Origin of the sequence: Pseudorhodobacter wandonensis (genome assembly GCF_001202035.1) — a bacterium.
Taxonomy (GTDB): Bacteria; Pseudomonadota; Alphaproteobacteria; order Rhodobacterales; family Rhodobacteraceae; genus Pseudorhodobacter; species Pseudorhodobacter wandonensis.
In genome coordinates this window covers 71,170-87,788 of record NZ_LGHT01000041.1, presented here as the reverse complement: position 1 = coordinate 87,788, position 16,619 = coordinate 71,170, and the positions used below count along the sequence as shown (strand labels likewise).

At 57.7% G+C, this 16,619-nt stretch carries 15 protein-coding genes; 11 read left to right on the top strand and 4 right to left on the bottom strand.

What is annotated here, in order from left to right:
- Nucleotides 1-4: 4 nt before the first annotated feature.
- Both AKU79_RS13770 and AKU79_RS13765 read right to left on the bottom strand, forming a co-directional pair.
- Nucleotides 5-547 (bottom strand): NnrU family protein, encoded by a 543-nt coding sequence (locus tag AKU79_RS13770; RefSeq protein WP_050524157.1) that lies wholly within the window; start codon nucleotides 545-547, stop codon nucleotides 5-7.
- 28 nt (nucleotides 548-575) lie between these two features.
- Nucleotides 576-1,424 carry an HpcH/HpaI aldolase/citrate lyase family protein gene (locus AKU79_RS13765; RefSeq protein ID WP_050524156.1) on the bottom strand — a complete coding sequence of 283 codons (849 nt, stop codon included), beginning with the start codon at nucleotides 1,422-1,424 and terminating at the stop codon, nucleotides 576-578.
- Between the two features lie 160 nt (nucleotides 1,425-1,584).
- On the opposite strand from AKU79_RS13765, the gene AKU79_RS13760 reads away from it, so the two are divergent.
- Nucleotides 1,585-1,926: a hypothetical protein gene (locus AKU79_RS13760; RefSeq protein WP_197087342.1), complete on the top strand. Its 342-nt coding sequence runs from the start codon at nucleotides 1,585-1,587 to the stop codon at nucleotides 1,924-1,926.
- On the opposite strand, the gene AKU79_RS13755 is transcribed toward AKU79_RS13760, so the two are convergent.
- A complete protein-coding gene (locus AKU79_RS13755; RefSeq protein ID WP_050524155.1) occupies nucleotides 1,923-2,678 on the bottom strand; it encodes a sulfite exporter TauE/SafE family protein in 756 nt (251 codons plus the stop codon). The genes AKU79_RS13760 and AKU79_RS13755 overlap by 4 nt on opposite strands.
- Nucleotides 2,679-2,831: 153 nt before the next feature.
- Here AKU79_RS13755 and mdh point away from each other — a divergent pair, with 153 nt between their 5' ends.
- The 10 genes from mdh to lpdA all read left to right on the top strand — a co-directional run bounded on the left by mdh (nucleotide 2,832) and on the right by lpdA (nucleotide 14,396).
- On the top strand, nucleotides 2,832-3,794 hold the full coding sequence (mdh, locus tag AKU79_RS13750) for a malate dehydrogenase (protein WP_050524154.1): 963 nt from the start codon (nucleotides 2,832-2,834) through the stop codon (nucleotides 3,792-3,794).
- 133 nt (nucleotides 3,795-3,927) lie between these two features.
- Nucleotides 3,928-4,851, top strand: coding sequence for a hypothetical protein (locus AKU79_RS13745; RefSeq protein WP_197087340.1), 924 nt, complete (start codon nucleotides 3,928-3,930; stop codon nucleotides 4,849-4,851).
- 185 nt (nucleotides 4,852-5,036) lie between these two features.
- A complete protein-coding gene (gene sucC / locus AKU79_RS13740) occupies nucleotides 5,037-6,230 on the top strand; it encodes an ADP-forming succinate--CoA ligase subunit beta (protein WP_050524152.1) in 1,194 nt (397 codons plus the stop codon).
- Between the two features lie 97 nt (nucleotides 6,231-6,327).
- Nucleotides 6,328-6,513, top strand: coding sequence for a hypothetical protein (locus AKU79_RS13735; protein ID WP_050524151.1), 186 nt, complete (start codon nucleotides 6,328-6,330; stop codon nucleotides 6,511-6,513).
- A 46-nt stretch (nucleotides 6,514-6,559) separates the two neighbouring features.
- Entirely contained in the window at nucleotides 6,560-7,444 is an 885-nt protein-coding gene (gene sucD / locus AKU79_RS13730; protein WP_050524150.1) for a succinate--CoA ligase subunit alpha, read from the top strand.
- A 93-nt stretch (nucleotides 7,445-7,537) separates the two neighbouring features.
- Nucleotides 7,538-10,513, top strand: coding sequence for a 2-oxoglutarate dehydrogenase E1 component (locus tag AKU79_RS13725; protein WP_050524149.1), 2,976 nt, complete (start codon nucleotides 7,538-7,540; stop codon nucleotides 10,511-10,513).
- Nucleotides 10,503-12,005, top strand: a complete 1,503-nt coding sequence (odhB, locus tag AKU79_RS13720) for a 2-oxoglutarate dehydrogenase complex dihydrolipoyllysine-residue succinyltransferase (RefSeq protein WP_050524148.1) — start codon at nucleotides 10,503-10,505, stop codon at nucleotides 12,003-12,005. Before AKU79_RS13725 ends, odhB begins: the two co-directional genes overlap by 11 nt.
- Nucleotides 12,006-12,138: 133 nt before the next feature.
- Entirely contained in the window at nucleotides 12,139-12,537 is a 399-nt protein-coding gene (locus AKU79_RS13715) for a hypothetical protein (protein ID WP_156209758.1), read from the top strand.
- A complete protein-coding gene (locus AKU79_RS13710) occupies nucleotides 12,538-12,933 on the top strand; it encodes an MAPEG family protein (protein ID WP_050524146.1) in 396 nt (131 codons plus the stop codon).
- Nucleotides 12,934-13,010: 77 nt separating this feature from the next.
- Nucleotides 13,011-14,396, top strand: a complete 1,386-nt coding sequence (lpdA, locus tag AKU79_RS13705; RefSeq protein ID WP_050524145.1) for a dihydrolipoyl dehydrogenase — start codon at nucleotides 13,011-13,013, stop codon at nucleotides 14,394-14,396.
- 91 nt (nucleotides 14,397-14,487) lie between these two features.
- Here lpdA and AKU79_RS13700 read toward each other — a convergent pair whose 3' ends face one another.
- Nucleotides 14,488-16,479 carry a protein meaA gene (locus AKU79_RS13700; RefSeq protein WP_050524144.1) on the bottom strand — a complete coding sequence of 664 codons (1,992 nt, stop codon included), beginning with the start codon at nucleotides 16,477-16,479 and terminating at the stop codon, nucleotides 14,488-14,490.
- Nucleotides 16,480-16,619: the final 140 nt, after the last annotated feature.

Sequence of the window (16,619 nt, the reverse complement as noted above, 5' to 3'; positions counted from 1 at the left end):
GGAATTATCCGAACGGGTTATAGCCGAGCCAGATATGCACGGCGGCGGTGAGTGAGAAGGCAACGATGGTGGCAACAACGGCGGTGATTTCCTTTTTCACCGGAACGGCGTGATAGGGACCGGGGGGCGCGACGCGGTTCAGCACGATCACCTCGGCCAGCGCCCAAGCGAATATTCCGCCGAACAGCAGGAACGAAGGCGTGTCGCCATTGACCAGCAGGTGGGCAATTGCCCAGACCTTAACCGCCGTGAGCTGCGGGTTGCGCACCCATTTGGTGATGCGGGTTTTTGCGCCGGATGCTGCAAACAGGTAAAAAGCGAAGATCATCAACAGGTTGTTGATGCCCGTCATCGCGGGGCTGCGGCCCCAAAAGAACGTGCCCTCGGCGCTGCGATAGCCGATGACCATCAGGATGATCGCCAGTACCGAGCCTGCGGCGACGATGGCTTTGCCTTTGTCGCCAAAGCTGGCGCGGCTGTCGGGTGAAATGCGTTTCCAGAAGTGGACGCCAGACCACAGGATCAGGCCGAGGAAGATGAGGAGCATATTGAGCCTTTGGGGTTAGGGCAAATACTTAAGACTGTGCGGCGATGGCCGCCGCTTTGGCCAAGGTCGCCTCTGCGGTGACAATATGCAAGTTCTCTACGATTTTTCCATCTACGACGGCCACGCCTTGGCCTTCCGCTTTGGCCGCGTTAAAGGCATCGATCTGGCGCTGGGCAAGGGTGACTTCGGCCTCACTTGGCGCAAAGGCGGTGTTGGCGATTTCCAATTGCGCGGGGTGGATCAGGGTTTTGCCGTCAAAGCCCATGTCGCGGCCTTGGTCGCATTCGGCGCGCAGGCCATCGTCATCCTTAAAGGCGTTATAAACGCCGTCGATGATGGTCAGGTTATGCGCTTTGGCCGCCAAGAGGCACAGGCCGAGGCCGGCCTGCATCGGCAGACGGTCGGCGCGGAAACGGCTGTTCAGTTCTTTGGCCAAGTCATTGGTGCCCATGACCATGCCGGCAAGGCGCGGGTGGGCGGCAATTGCCGTGGCGTTCAGCATTCCCAGTGCCGTTTCCATCATTGCCCAAAGCGGGGTATTGGGGATCATCTCGGCCACGGCATCGAGGTCTTCGGGGGTCGAGACCTTGGGGATCAGCAGGGCGTCAATATCGGCGCCGACAAAGGCAGCGATGTCATCGGCGCCCCATTCGGTATCCAGCCCGTTCACGCGGACAATCCGTGCGCGGTTGCCGAAATTGGCCGATGCCAAGGTTTCGACAAGCAGCGCACGGGCCGCCGGTTTTTCATCGGGTGACACGGCGTCTTCGAGATCAAAGATGATGGCATCGGTGGCAAGGGTTTGTGCCTTTTCCAGCGCCCGCTCTTTCGAGCCGGGAATATAAAGGACGGAACGGTAAGGGCGGGTGGTGGCCATGATTCTCTCCCAAGCAACTTTGTTGCGTTAAGGGGCATTATTTTGGCACATTCTTCAACCCCAAAGTTGCCGCAGCGCAGCATATGTGGTGCGGCGCGTTAACCTTTTTTGCGCAAGTTGGGGGCAGGCTGATCCAAGGCCAATCGGAAAGGGGGATGCGATGAAAGAGACACTTTTTGCACTGTCATTGGGTTTTGGTGCATTGATTTTGGTGACACAGGCGCAGGCCGAAGTTTGGGCCCAAGCGGGGGGCCAAGCAGGGGCACCGCAATGCGGGCCGCGGGCAGCAGTGATGGCGCAACTGGCCGACCGCTATGGCGAAACGCGGCGGTCGATAGGCGTTGCGGCGAATACTATGGTGATGGAGCTGTTTGCCTCGGACGCATCGCAAAGCTGGTCGATCACGGTGACGACCACGCAGGGGCAGACCTGCCTGATCGCCTCGGGGCAGGGGTATGAGGCGATGGCCGAGCCGCTGCCCGCCAAAGGAGAGCCTGCCTAGGCCGCTAAGGTATGCGCGACCGCCACCCAGAGCATCCGCATCGACAGTAGCAAAAGCGCCCATAACACGAGGTCGTAAAACAGCTTTTCCGGCAGGATCCGTACAAGGCGGACACCGGCGAACACGGCAAGCGTGGCGGGCAGAAATAGCCATGCCGCGATGTGCAGGCTGTCGAATGACACGATGCCGATGGCATAATAGGCGGGCAGTTTGATGAAATTGACCCATGCGAACAGAATGGTCGAAGTGCCGGCAAAGACCGCTTTGGGCAAGCGCAGCGGCAGGGTGTAGATTTGGTAAGGTGGGCCGCCGGAATGGCTGACAAAGCTGGTAAAACCGGCAACAGTGCCCCAAAACAGCCCCGGTGCCAGCTTGGCGCTTTGGGCCTCGGGCTTTACGCCCCAGCCGAGCAGGCGGGTGGCGGCAAAGGCACAGCCCAAGGCGCCGATTACCCCGCCGACCATGTTTTCGGATATCAGGCTTGCCGTGGCCCAGCCGATGGCCACGCCGATGGCCGTTGCCGGTATCAGGATTTTCAGCAGTTTAAGGTCAAATTCGCGGCGATAGGCCCAGACGCCGAACCAATCGGATACGATGTAGATGGGCAGCAACAAACCGGCGGCCTGCAATGGTGGCATGACCAGCGATAGAATCGGCACCGACATCATGGCGATGATGGGCAACCCGCCCTTGGAAAGGCCGACCGAGATGGATGCGATGACCGCGATGATCCAGAATGTTGTGCCTTCCACAGGGCCCCCGCGTTAGATTCGGTCGACATTTAGCGCAAACATTAGGCCTGTATGGTAGTCAATCGCAATGCCGCGTTGCAGCGCTATTGATTAATGTGCACCAAGAGTCTAGGCATCGCTGCATCAAAATAACCCGATCCGGAGATTGATACCATGGCCAGACCTAAGATTGCACTTATCGGCGCAGGGCAGATTGGCGGCACGCTTGCCCATCTCGCAGCGATTAAAGAACTGGGCGATATCGTCCTGTTTGATATTGCAGAAGGCACCCCGCAGGGCAAAGCGCTGGACATCGCGCAATCGGGCCCGTCCGAGGGCTTTGACGCTGTAATGAAAGGCGCAAATGATTACGCCGATATCGCAGGCGCTGATGTTTGCATCGTTACCGCCGGTGTTGCCCGCAAACCGGGGATGAGCCGTGACGACCTGTTGGGGATTAACCTGAAGGTGATGAAATCGGTTGGCGAAGGCATTGCCAAGCACGCGCCGAACGCCTTTGTGATCTGCATCACCAACCCGCTGGACGCTATGGTTTGGGCTTTGCAGCAGTTTTCGGGTCTGCCGCACAACAAGGTTGTTGGTATGGCCGGCGTTCTGGATTCCGCGCGTTTCCGTCATTTCCTGTCAGTTGAATTCGAATGCTCGATGCGCGATGTGACAGCGTTTGTTCTGGGCGGCCACGGTGATACGATGGTGCCATTGGCGCGGTATTCGACGGTTGGCGGCATTCCTTTGCCCGATCTGGTGGCCATGGGCTGGACTACCCAAGACAAGCTGGACGGCATCATTCAGCGCACCCGTGATGGCGGCGCCGAAATCGTTGGTCTGTTGAAAACCGGTTCGGCGTTTTATGCGCCTGCGACCTCGGCGATCGAAATGGCCGAGGCCTATCTGAAAGACCAAAAGCGTTTGCTGCCATGTGCGGCCTATTGTGATGGCGAGCTGGGCGTGAAAGGCATGTATGTTGGCGTGCCAACGATCATCGGCGCTGGCGGGATCGAGCGGATTGCCGACATCAAGATGAACGCTGCCGAGCAGGCGATGTTCGACAAGTCGGTTGATGCGGTAAAGGGCCTGATGGTCGCTTGCAAAGAAATCGATCCATCTTTGACCTAAGCTGCGGCGCGGTTTCACGTTGAAATTCGGACGGACAGGCCCCGCGTTGCGGGGCTTGTTTTATTTTGGGCTGCGGTGATACGGTTTGGGCCATTGCCCTTTCAGGACCGCATTTCTTGTGATTGCCCAGCCATTGCTAACAAATGATGCAACGCCGTTGCCGCCCGGAATGGGGCCGTTGCAGGCACTGTGTCATGAAACGGCCGGCGCGTTTTTCATTGAAACCGAGCATCACATGCTGGCCTATCTGCCGGGGCAAAAGCGTTTGGTGGTGACCTTTGACAACCTTGCATCCGACCGCGATGTCGAGGGCCGCATGCCCTTTGCCTGCCAGTTGGTGCGGCGCAAGGGCTGGGCGATACTGGGGGTGATGGTCAAGCGTAAAGACTGGTTTCAATGCCCGCATTTGAAGGCGGCACTGCTGGCGCTGCGGGATGCGGGGCTGTTTGCGGGATATGAGAATGTCGCCATGTATGGCGCGTCGATGGGCGGGTTTGGAGCCGCGGCTTTTGCGCCTTTGGCGCCGGGCTGCACCGTTTTGGCCTTTGCTGCGCAATCGACGTTGGACCGTGGGCTTGCCCCGTTTGAGCGGCGCTATCGCTATGGGCGCGGGCTTGGCGATTGGTCGGCGCCATTCCACGATGCGGCAGAGGGGGTGGCAAGCGCCGGTTGTGCCTATCTGGTCTTTGACCCCTTGATCGAAGGCGACAGGCTGCACGCCTTGCGCATGGCGGGCGGGGCGGTGCAGTTGCTGCCGGTGCCGCATTTCTCGCATAAGATACCACCGATGTTGAAGCGCATGGGCGTATTGAAAGAGGTGACGCTGCTGGGGATGCGCGGAGATCTGACGCCTTTTGCCTTTCGTCAGTTGATGCGGTCGCGGCGGCAGGCGGTGCCCTATTTGCTGAACCTGCTGGCCGCTGCGGTTGCCAAGGGGCATTTGACACTGGCCGAACGGGCCGCCAGACGCGCCTTGGAAGTGGTGCCGAATTGGAAGTTGCGCAAGTTGGTGGCCGAAATAGAGCAGGCCAAAATGGCCGGTGATTTGGCGGAATAAGGGCGTTGTTCGGGGGGCGGTTGTCCGAGATTCGGATTGCTGCGCAGTTTTGTGATCACACTTTTCAAGGCTGTGATCACAAATGTCGGTTTTTTTCGCCAAAACGTGGATTTCCAACAAATGCCATTTGAAAATGCTTATTTCTATGGCATCACAGTGCAAATTCCTTACCGATAGGACCAACGATGAACATTCACGAATACCAAGCCAAAGCCCTTTTGCGCAGCTATGGGGCGCCCGTGTCCGATGGTCGCGTCGTTCTGAAGGCGGAAGAGGCCAAAACCGCAGCAGGCGAAATGGATGGCCCGCTTTGGGTGGTAAAAGCGCAGATCCATGCAGGTGGCCGTGGCAAGGGCCATTTTAAAGAGGCGGAAGCCGGCGAAAAAGGCGGCGTGCGTTTGGCAAAATCGGTGTCGGAAGCTGCCGAGATGGCCAAGCAGATGCTGGGCCGCACCCTGATCACGCATCAGACCGGCCCTGCGGGCAAGCAAGTGAACCGTATCTATATCGAAGACGGTTCCGACATTGCGCGCGAACTTTATCTGGCGCTGTTGGTTGACCGCCAGTCCAGCCGCATTTCATTCGTTGCCTCGACCGAAGGCGGCATGGATATTGAAGAAGTTGCGGCGAAAACCCCTGAAAAGATCGTATCTTTCTCGGTTGATCCGGCCTCGGGGCTGTCTGATTTCCACGGTCGCCGGGTTGCGTTCGCGCTGGGCCTGACCGGCGGTCAGGTTAAGCAATGCGTCAGCCTGATCAAAATTCTCTACAAGGCTTTCGTTGAGAAAGACATGGAGATGCTGGAAATCAACCCGCTGATCGTGACGCCAGATGGCAACCTGAAATGCCTTGACGCCAAGATGGGCTTTGACGGCAACGCGCTGTACCGCCACGCTGATATCATGGCGCTGCGCGACGAGACCGAAGAAGACCCGAAAGAACTGGCAGCCAGCAAGTTTGACCTGAACTATATCGCGCTGGACGGCGAAATTGGTTGCATGGTGAACGGTGCGGGCCTTGCGATGGCGACGATGGACATCATCAAACTGTACGGCGCCGAGCCTGCGAACTTCCTTGACGTTGGTGGCGGTGCGACCAAGGAAAAGGTAACCGAAGCGTTCAAGATCATTACCTCGGACCCGAACGTCAAAGGCATTCTGGTCAACATCTTTGGTGGTATCATGCGCTGTGACGTGATCGCCGAAGGCGTGGTTTCGGCTGTGAAAGAAGTCGGTTTGAAGGTGCCATTGGTTGTGCGTTTGGAAGGCACGAATGTTGAAGAAGGCAAGGCCATCATCAACAATTCCGGCCTGAACGTGATCGCCGCGGAAAACCTGAAAGACGGCGCGCAAAAGATCGTGAAAGCGGTCAAAGGCTAAACCTGTTTGCGCCGGGTGTCGTTTTGGCCCCCGGCGAAAGATACCGCAGCGGCCATGAGGCGCGCGGATAACGTCAACAGTGGTGAAAGGGTATGGAATGCAAAAGTTTGTGATGGGGTCAGCGATCTTGTTGATGCTTGCTGCTTGTGCAGGCGGCGGCACTGCCAGCGACGGCAATGAAGCAGCTGTATGTGCCGAGCAATCGGATTGGGCGCGCAGTGGCAAAGTTGACGGCGGCGATATTACCATTACTTGCCCAGATCATACCCGCCCTGCCAACTGATAACCGGCACCGCTTGGTGCTTTTATGACTGCATAAGGAGGCCCGAATGGCCGTTCTCGTTAATGAAAATACCCGTGTGATCTGCCAAGGTTTTACGGGAAGCCAAGGTACATTCCATTCCGAGCAGGCCATTGCCTATGGCACCAAAATGGTTGGCGGTGTGACACCAGGCAAAGGCGGCACCACGCATTTGGACCTGCCGGTTTACAACTCGGTGCATGAGGCCCGCGCTTTGACGCAGGCGAATGCCTCGGTGATCTATGTGCCACCGCCGTTTGCTGCCGACTCGATCCTTGAGGCGATTGACGCCGAGATGGAGCTGATTGTTTGCATTACCGAGGGTATTCCGGTGCTGGACATGATGCGTGTGAAACGTGCTTTGGAAGGGTCGAAGTCGCGTCTGATCGGGCCAAACTGCCCCGGTGTTATTACACCTGATGCTTGCAAGATCGGCATTATGCCGGGCCATATTCACCGCCGCGGGTCGGTTGGTGTTGTGTCGCGCTCGGGCACGTTGACCTATGAGGCCGTTAAGCAGACATCCGATCTGGGTCTTGGCCAATCTTCGGCTGTCGGTATTGGTGGCGACCCGATCAAGGGTTCCGAGCATATTGATATTCTGGAGATGTTCCTGGCCGACCCTGAAACCCATTCGATCATCATGATCGGTGAGATTGGCGGCTCTGCCGAAGAAGAAGCCGCGCAGTTCCTTGCGGATGAGCGTAAGAAAGGCCGTTGGAAACCAACAGCCGGCTTTATCGCAGGGCGCACGGCACCTCCTGGCCGCCGTATGGGCCATGCCGGCGCGATTGTTGCCGGTGGCAAAGGCGATGCCGAAAGCAAGATCGAAGCGATGAAAGCCGCAGGTATTGTGGTTGCCGAAAGCCCTGCCCATTTGGGTGAGGCCGTAATGGCCGCGATCAAGGCATAAAACTTTTGGCGGGGGCAACCCCGCCATTACTTCATTCTGGCAGTGGTGCTTTTCACCCGCGCCCCCCGGCCCCAACCCTTATGAGGTCCAAAAATGACCGAACAATCCCCAAACGCCCAATTCCGCGCCCAAAGCTATCTGGATGGCGCCAATGCCGAATACATCGACCAGATTGCGGCAAAACATGCGCAGGACCCTGCATCGGTTGATGCAAGCTGGGCCGCGTTTTTTGCCGAGTTGGGTGAAGCGGACCGTGTCGCGACCGCTGCCGCAGCTGGCCCGAGCTGGGCGCGGGCCGATTGGCCGCCGGTGCCAAGCGATGATTTGACAGGTGCGTTGACTGGCGAATGGCCGGTTGTGCCTGCCAAGGAAAGCAAAGCCGCGGGGGCAAAGATTGCCGCCAAGGCCGCCGAGGCAGGGGTGTCGCTGTCGGATGCGCAAGTGCAGCGCGCCGTTCTGGACAGTATTCGCGCGTTGATGATTATCCGCGCTTACCGGATCCGTGGTCACTTGGCCGCTGATCTGGACCCGCTGAAAATGCAGGATACGACCACGCACCCTGAGCTGGACCCGAAATCCTACGGGTTCGCCGAGCAGGATATGGATCGTCCGATCTTTATTGATAACGTGCTGGGCCTTCAGATGGCGTCGATGCGCCAGATCCTCGAGATCGTGCGCCGCACCTATTGCGGCACATTCGCGCTGCAATACATGCATATTTCCGACCCCGAGCAGGCAAGCTGGCTGAAGGAACGGATTGAAGGTTACGGCAAGGAAATCGCCTTTACCCGCGAAGGCCGCAAAGCCATTTTGAACAAGCTGGTCGAGGCCGAAGGGTTCGAGAAATTCCTGCATGTGAAATACATGGGGACCAAGCGTTTTGGCCTTGATGGGGGCGAAAGCCTGATCCCTGCGATGGAGCAGATCATCAAACGCGGTGGCGCGTTGGGCGTTAAGGAAATCGTGATCGGTATGCCGCACCGCGGCCGCCTTTCGGTGCTGTCGAACGTGATGAAAAAGCCCTATCGCGCGATTTTCAACGAGTTTCAGGGCGGCAGCTTCAAGCCCGAAGACGTTGATGGCTCGGGCGATGTGAAATACCACCTTGGTGCGTCAAGCGACCGTTCGTTCGATGGCAATACGGTGCACCTGTCACTGACGGCCAACCCAAGCCACCTTGAGGCTGTGAACCCTGTTGTGCTGGGCAAAGTGCGCGCCAAGCAAGACCAGTTGAATGATACCGAGCGCTATCAGGTTCTGCCGATCCTGCTGCATGGCGACGCGGCCTTTGCAGGACAGGGTGTTGTTGCGGAATGCTTTGGCCTTTCGGGGCTGCGCGGGCACCGCACCGGCGGCACCATTCATATTGTGGTGAATAACCAGATCGGCTTTACCACTGCGCCGCATTTCAGCCGCTCGTCGCCCTATCCGACCGATAACGCCTTGGTGGTAGAAGCGCCGATTTTCCACGTGAATGGCGATGACCCCGAAGCCGTGGTTCATGCCGCCAAAGTGGCGACCGAGTTCCGCCAGAAGTTCCACAAAGACGTGGTTCTGGATATTTTCTGCTATCGCCGCTTTGGTCACAACGAAGGCGACGAGCCGATGTTCACCAACCCGGCGATGTACACCCAGATCAAAAAGCACAAGACCACGCTGTCGCTTTATACCGAGCGTCTGGTCAAGGATGGTTTGATCCCCGAGGGTGAGATCGAGGATATGAAAGCCGCGTTTCAGGCCTATCTGAACGAGGAATTCGACGCGGGCAAAGACTATAAGCCGAATAAGGCCGACTGGTTGGATGGCCGCTGGAAAAACATGAGCCGTGAAGGCGAAAAGTATGAAGCAGGTAAAACCGCGATCACCAAAAAAACGATGGCCGAGGTGGGTGCGGGCCTGACCCGTGTGCCGGACGGGTTTGATTTGCACAAAACCGTTGGCCGCCAGTTGGACGCCAAGAAAAAGATGTTCGCAGATGGCGTCGGCTTTGACTGGGCTACAGCCGAGGCGCTTGCCTTTGGTTCGTTGGTTACCGAAGGTTTCCCTGTGCGTTTGTCAGGGCAGGATTGTACGCGCGGCACCTTTAGCCAACGTCATTCGGCCTTTATCAACCAAGCCACCGAAGAGCGGTATTACCCGCTGAACCACATCAAAGCGGGCCAGGCACGCTATGAGGTGATCGATTCCATGCTGTCGGAATATGCGGTGCTTGGCTTTGAATACGGCTATTCGCTGTCGGAACCGAACGCTTTGACCCTGTGGGAAGCCCAGTTTGGTGACTTTGCCAACGGCGCACAGATCATGTTTGACCAGTTCATCAACTCGGGCGAAAGCAAGTGGTTGCGGATGTCGGGTCTGGTTTGTCTGTTGCCGCATGGCTATGAAGGGCAGGGGCCAGAGCATTCGTCTGCGCGGCCCGAGCGGTTCTTGCAGATGTCGGCGAATGAAAACTGGATCGTGGCTAACTGTTCGACGCCGGCCAACTATTTCCACATTCTGCGCCGTCAGCTGCACCGCGATTTCCGCAAGCCGCTGATCTTGATGACGCCGAAATCGCTGCTGCGCCACCCGATGTGTGTGTCGGATGCCGATGATTTCACCACCGGTTCCTCGTTCCACCGCGTTTTGTGGGATGACGCGCAAAAGGGCCATTCCGACCTGAAGCTGAAAGCGGATGACAAGATCAAGCGCGTCGTCGTTTGTTCGGGCAAGGTGTATTATGACTTGCTGGCCGCCCGCGATGAGCAGGGTCTGGATGACGTCTATCTGCTGCGTTTGGAGCAGTTCTATCCTTTCCCTGCGATGTCGATGGTCAAGGAATTGGAACGATTCAAAGAAGCCGAAGTGATCTGGTGCCAGGAAGAGCCGAAAAATCAGGGCTATTGGACCTTTGTCGAACCGAATATCGAATGGGTGTTGGGCAAGATCAAAGCCAAAAGCAGCCGTGCGCGCTATGCGGGTCGTGCTGCCTCGGCCTCGCCAGCGACGGGCCTTGCAAGCCGCCACAAGGCCGAACAAGAGGCGTTGATCGCCGATGCACTGACGGGGGCGCGTACGCATGGCAACTGAAGTACGGGTTCCCACTCTGGGTGAAAGCGTCACCGAGGCGACCGTTGCAACCTGGTTCAAAAAACTGGGTGACAGGGTCGCAGTCGATGAAATGCTGTGCGAACTGGAGACCGATAAAGTGACGGTCGAAGTGCCAAGCCCTGTGGCAGGCACCTTGATCGAAATCGTTGCTGCCGAAGGGACCACCGTGGGCGTAGCCGCCCTGTTGGCCCAGATCGGTGCGCAAGCGGATAACACCGGGGCGGCTGCCTCGACCACACATGACAAAGGCGCATCGGCCCCGGCCAGCGCGGAAGAGGGTAAAATGACTGATGTAAATGTGCCAACCCTTGGCGAATCCGTTTCCGAGGCCACCGTTTCGACCTGGTTCAAAAAGGTTGGTGATACGGTCGCGCAAGATGAAATGCTGTGCGAGCTGGAAACCGACAAGGTTTCTGTTGAGGTTCCAAGCCCCGTTGCTGGCGTGTTGACTGAAATTATTGCAGCCGAAGGCGCTACCGTTTCTGCCAATGCCAAGCTGGCCGTTGTGGCCGAAGGCGCCTCGGCCGGTGCAGCTGTTGCGGCACCGGCGGCGGCAGCGCCTGCCGCCCCTGCTGCGACCGGTGCAAAGGACGTCGAAGACGCGCCTTCGGCCAAGAAAGCGATGGCCGAGGCCGGTTTGAACCGCGATCAGGTTCAGGGTTCTGGCCGCGATGGTCGCGTGATGAAAGAAGACGTGGCCAAGGCCGCCGCTGCGCCTGCCGCAGCAGCCCCCGTGTCGGTTCCGCGCGCCCCTGTGGCCGCTGATGACGCCAGCCGTGAAGAGCGGGTGAAAATGACCAAGCTGCGCCAGACCATCGCGCGCCGCCTGAAAGAAAGCCAGAACACCGCCGCCATGCTGACCACCTATAACGAGGTGGACATGTCCGAGGTGATGGCCCTGCGCAACCAGTACAAAGACCAGTTTGAGAAAAAGCACAAAGTCCGCCTTGGCTTTATGTCATTCTTTACAAAGGCTTGCTGCCATGCGCTGAAAGAAGTGCCCGAGGTGAACGCCGAAATCGACGGCACCGATATTGTGTACAAGAACTTCGTCCACATGGGCGTGGCTGCTGGCACACCTTCGGGCCTTGTTGTGCCGGTTATCCGCGACGCCGACAGCATGTCCTTTGCTGAAATCGAAAAAGCGATTGCCGAAAAGGGCTTGCGCGCCCGTGATGGCAAGCTGTCGATGGCGGAAATGCAAGGCGGCACGTTCACAATTTCGAACGGCGGCGTCTACGGCTCGCTGATGTCCTCGCCCATTCTGAACCCACCGCAATCGGGTATCTTGGGGATGCACAAAATCCAGGATCGTCCGGTCGTGGTGAACGGTGAAATCGTGATCCGCCCGATGATGTATCTGGCGCTTAGCTATGACCACCGCATCGTTGACGGCAAAGGCGCGGTGACGTTCCTCGTGCGGGTGAAAGAAGCGCTGGAAGATCCACGGCGGTTGTTGATGGATCTGTGAGGGAGTCGGGGTGAACCCACCCTAGGGGCAACTTATAGGGTGGGTGCCGACCCGCAAAACTTCAAAAGTTTGATCGCGCCTAGCACAGATCCCAATCCGTGTTAGAGCTCTCTTAAACAACAAGGGGCTGGTCTTGTCGAACATCGAAAAAAGCGAACTAGTTATAGCAAAGATACTGGGTTTGTTGATGGAGTGGGGCCTGTCGGCTGCGGAGCTTAAGTTTTACAAGCTTGACCTCGATGATGAATATCTCCCTTTCTTTACAACATGCATAGAATGGCTTGAGGCTGAAGCCATTATCCGAACGAATAAAATACAGAAGTTTGGCGGTGGTGATGCATGGATTTTGGGCCCAACATTAACGGCACGCGGGTTAGCACTTATGGGGCAGCAGCTCAAAGTAGGAGAAGGCACGACCACTGTCGGGGAAGCTGTTCAGCGCACACAAAAAGAAACAAGTTACTTTACTGGTGCTGGAGACCTAGCGGGCGGATTTGTAGGCGGTCTTTTTAAGTCTCTTGCGAGTGCTTAAATGACCCCAGAACTCACCGCCCTAGCCCTCGCGGCCCTGCTGCAGGCCGTCCAGTTCCTCCTCTTCGCGGTCCCTGCAAACATGGAACTCGGCACCGGTTACACCTCCTCGGCCCGCGACCGGCCGCCATCCCGCCAAATATCCGAACGCACGGGGCGTCTCCAACGCGCGCTGAATAACCATTTCGAGGGGCTCATCCTCTTTACCATCGCAACATTGGTGGTCACGCTTGGCAACCAATCGACCGGCTTCACCGCCGCCTGCGCTTGGGTCTACCTCGCGGCCCGCACTCTCTACATCCCCGCCTATGCTTTTGGCTGGCGCCCTTGGCGTTCCGCAATTTGGGCCATAGGCTTCGGCTCTACACTAGCGATGATTGTCGCAGCCCTGCTGTAAATCATCTATCCTAAAATATCCTCGGGGGTCCGGGGGCAGACAGCCCCCGGCTCTGACTTAAAACAAGGAACGAACCCATGGCAAATTTTGACGTCATCATCATCGGCGGTGGCCCTGGCGGCTATGTTTGCGCCATCCGTTGTGCGCAGCTTGGTCTGAAAACGGCTGTGGTTGAAGGCCGCGAAACATTGGGCGGCACCTGCCTGAATGTGGGCTGCATCCCCTCCAAGGCGTTGCTGCACGCAACCCATTCCCTGCATGAGGCCGAGCATAATTTCGCCAAAATGGGCCTCAAGGGCAAAAGCCCTTCGGTCGATTGGGACCAGATGAAGGCCTACAAACAAGAGGTCGTTGATGGCAATACCAAGGGTATCGAATTCCTGTTCAAAAAGAACAAGGTAACCTGGTTGAAAGGTTGGGGCTCTATCCCTGCGGCAGGTCAGGTTAAGGTTGGCGATGAAGTGCATGAGGCCAAAAGCATCGTCATCGCGACCGGCTCCGAAGCGGCAAGCCTGCCTGGTGTCGAGGTTGACGAAAAGACTGTTGTTACCTCGACGGGTGCGCTGACTTTGAACAAGATCCCGAAATCGCTGGTTGTCATCGGCGCGGGTGTGATCGGCCTTGAAATGGGCTCGGTTTACGCGCGTTTGGGTTCGGAGGTCACAGTGGTCGAGTATCTTGAGGCGATTACGCCCGGCATGGATGCCGAGGTGGCGCGCTCGTTCCAGAAAATCCTCGCCAAGCAAGGCATCAAGTTTGTTCTGGGTGCGGCGGTTCAGGGTGTGACCACCAAGGGCGGCAAAGCCAAAGTGACCTATAAGCTGCGCAAGGATGAGTCCGAGGCCGTGCTGGATGCTGATTGCGTTCTGGTTGCCACAGGTCGCAAACCCTATGTCGATGGTTTGGGGCTAGAGGCGCTTGGTGTCGAGATGGAGAAACGCGGCCAAGTGAAAACCCATCACTTTGCAACCAATGTTAAGGGTTTGTACGCCATCGGTGATGCCATCGTCGGCCCGATGCTTGCGCATAAAGCCGAAGATGAGGGCATGGCGCTGGCCGAGATTCTGGCCGGTAAAGCGGGCCATGTGAATTACGACGTCATTCCCGGCGTGGTCTATACCACCCCCGAGGTTGCCAGTGTTGGCAAGACCGAAGAGCAGCTGAAAGAAGCGGGCCGCGCCTATAAGGTTGGCAAGTTTTCCTTTATGGGCAACGCGCGGGCCAAGGCTATTTTTCAGGCCGAGGGTTTTGTGAAAATTCTGGCGGATAAAGAGACTGACCGGATTCTGGGCGCGCATATCATCGGCCCGATGGCAGGTGATTTGATCCATGAGGTTTGCGTCGCTATGGAATTCGGGGCCTCGGCGCAGGATCTGGCGCTGACTTGCCACGCCCACCCGACCTATTCCGAAGCGGTGCGCGAAGCTGCGCTTGCCTGTGGCGATGGAGCTATCCACGCCTAAAAGGCACAAATTTTCTGTGAAAATTTGTGCCTCCGGCGGGGATATTTTTGGATAGATGATATGGAAGGGGGGCGTTGTTGCCCCCCTTTTTCTATTGCGCGGCGACCAGGGGGGCATCTACCAGTGTCACGATGTCCATCATGATGCGGTTCAGCTCAAAATCCTTTGGCGTATAAACCGCCGCAATGCCAAGGGCGCGCAGCTTTGCCGCGTCATCCTCGGGGATAATGCCTCCCACAACCAAAGGCACGTTTTCCAATCCGGAAACGCGCATCTTTTCAAGCACTTCGGTAATGAGTGGTAAATGTGAGCCCGACAGGATTGATAGCCCAATGACATGGGCTTTTTGCTCGATCGCCGCATTCACGATCTCGGACGGGGTCAGGCGGATGCCTTCATAGTGAATGTCCATACCGCAATCGCGGGCGCGGGCAGCGATTTGTTCGGCGCCGTTAGAATGGCCATCAAGTCCCGGTTTGCCGACCAGAAACTTCAATGGACGGCCCAGTTTTGCCGAAACCGCCTGCACAGCTTCGCGGATAGGTTCCAGCCCTTCGGTCCGGTTTGACGGGTTGCGCGAAACGCCTGTCGGCGCGCGATACTCGCCAAAGGCCGCGCGGATGGTGCTGGCCCATTCGCCTGTCGTGACACCCACTTTGGCGCAAAGAATAGACGGGCGCATGATGTTGGTGCCGTCCTGCGCGGCACTGCGCAGCGCGGCGAGTGCGGCCTCGACGGCCGCCGAGCTGCGGGCCGCTTTCCAATCGGTCAGGCGTGCGATCTGGTCGGCCTCGGCCTTGGGGTCGGCGACCATGATCGACCCATCGCCTGCGGTCAGCGGGCTGGGTGTGGTTTCAACCCAGCGGTTGACGCCGACAACTGTCGTCTCACCCGTCTCAATCTTGTTGATCCGTTCGGCGTTTGCTTCGACCAACCGGCCTTTCATATAGTCGATCGCGGCCACGGCCCCGCCCATCGCGTCGATTTGCGCCAGTTCCTCGCGCGCGCCTTGTTTCAGCGCCTCAACCTTGCGGTCCACAGCGGGGTTGCCGTCAAACAAGTCGTCATATTCCAGCAGGTCGGATTCATAGGCCAGAATCTGTTGCATCCGCAGTGACCATTGCTGATCCCACGGGCGGGGCAGGCCGAGCGCCTCGTTCCACGCAGGCAGTTGCACGGCGCGGGCGCGGGCGTTTTTCGACAGGGTTACCGCCAGAGATTCGATCAAAATCCGGTAGACGTTGTTTTCGGGTTGCTGTTCGGTCAAGCCGAGAGAGTTGACCTGCACGCCATAGCGAAAGCGGCGGTATTTTGCGTCTTGGACGCCATAGCGGGTCAGGCAAATTTCATCCCAGAGGTCAACAAAGGCGCGCATTTTGCACATCTCGGTGACAAAACGGATGCCTGCGTTTACAAAGAATGAAATCCGGCCGACCATATTCGGGAAATCATCGTCGGAGACTTTGCCCTTCAGGTCATCCAGCACGGCGCAGGCGGTGGCCAGCGCAAAGGCAAGCTCTTGTTCCGGCGTGGCCCCAGCCTCTTGCAGGTGGTAGGAACAAACGTTCATCGGGTTCCATTTGGGCAGGTGTTTTTGCGTATAGGCCGCGACATCGGTGATCATCCGCAGGCTGGGCGCGGGCGGGCAGATATAGGTGCCGCGCGACAGGTATTCCTTGATGATGTCGTTTTGTACGGTGCCATTCAGCGCGGAAATATCGGCGCCTTGTTCCTCGGCCACGGCGATATAGAGCGCGAGCAACCATGGCGCGGTTGCGTTGATCGTCATTGAGGTGTTCATCATTTCCAACGGAATATCGGCAAACAGCGCCCGCATGTCGCCCAGATGTGACACGGGCACGCCCACTTTGCCTACTTCGCCGCGCGCCAGTTCATGATCGGAATCGTAGCCGGTTTGCGTTGGCAGATCGAAAGCGACCGAGAGGCCGGTTTGCCCCTTGGCCAAGTTGCTGCGATACAGCGCGTTTGATGCCGAGGCCGTCGAATGGCCGGCATAGGTGCGAAACAGCCACGGTTTGTCGCGCGCGGGCGCATTGGTCAGGTTGGGGGTCTGGGCGGTCATGGCGGCCTCCTTAAATCGTGTCGCGCAATTATCTTACGTTACTGGCTAGATAGGCGTAACTTTATGCCAATGTCAATTCGCTGCGATGCGGCAGGTCTGGATTTGCAGTTGCGGCATTGGATGTGAGGATTTTGCACCGC

Bases quoted from the DNA above. Each gene is read 5' to 3' on its own strand.
- sucD (WP_050524150.1), top strand. From the start codon at position 6,560: ATGGCCGTTCTCGTTAATGAAAATACCCGTGTGATCTGCCAAGGTTTT.
- AKU79_RS13735 (WP_050524151.1), top strand. From the start codon at position 6,328: ATGCAAAAGTTTGTGATGGGGTCAGCGATCTTGTTGATGCTTGCTGCT.
- lpdA (WP_050524145.1), top strand. From the start codon at position 13,011: ATGGCAAATTTTGACGTCATCATCATCGGCGGTGGCCCTGGCGGCTAT.
- AKU79_RS13765 (WP_050524156.1), bottom strand. From the start codon at position 1,424: ATGGCCACCACCCGCCCTTACCGTTCCGTCCTTTATATTCCCGGCTCG.
- AKU79_RS13710 (WP_050524146.1), top strand. From the start codon at position 12,538: ATGACCCCAGAACTCACCGCCCTAGCCCTCGCGGCCCTGCTGCAGGCC.
- AKU79_RS13700 (WP_050524144.1), bottom strand. From the start codon at position 16,479: ATGACCGCCCAGACCCCCAACCTGACCAATGCGCCCGCGCGCGACAAA.
- AKU79_RS13725 (WP_050524149.1), top strand. From the start codon at position 7,538: ATGACCGAACAATCCCCAAACGCCCAATTCCGCGCCCAAAGCTATCTG.
- mdh (WP_050524154.1), top strand. From the start codon at position 2,832: ATGGCCAGACCTAAGATTGCACTTATCGGCGCAGGGCAGATTGGCGGC.
- AKU79_RS13770 (WP_050524157.1), bottom strand. From the start codon at position 547: ATGCTCCTCATCTTCCTCGGCCTGATCCTGTGGTCTGGCGTCCACTTC.
- AKU79_RS13760 (WP_197087342.1), top strand. From the start codon at position 1,585: ATGAAAGAGACACTTTTTGCACTGTCATTGGGTTTTGGTGCATTGATT.
- odhB (WP_050524148.1), top strand. From the start codon at position 10,503: ATGGCAACTGAAGTACGGGTTCCCACTCTGGGTGAAAGCGTCACCGAG.
- sucC (WP_050524152.1), top strand. From the start codon at position 5,037: ATGAACATTCACGAATACCAAGCCAAAGCCCTTTTGCGCAGCTATGGG.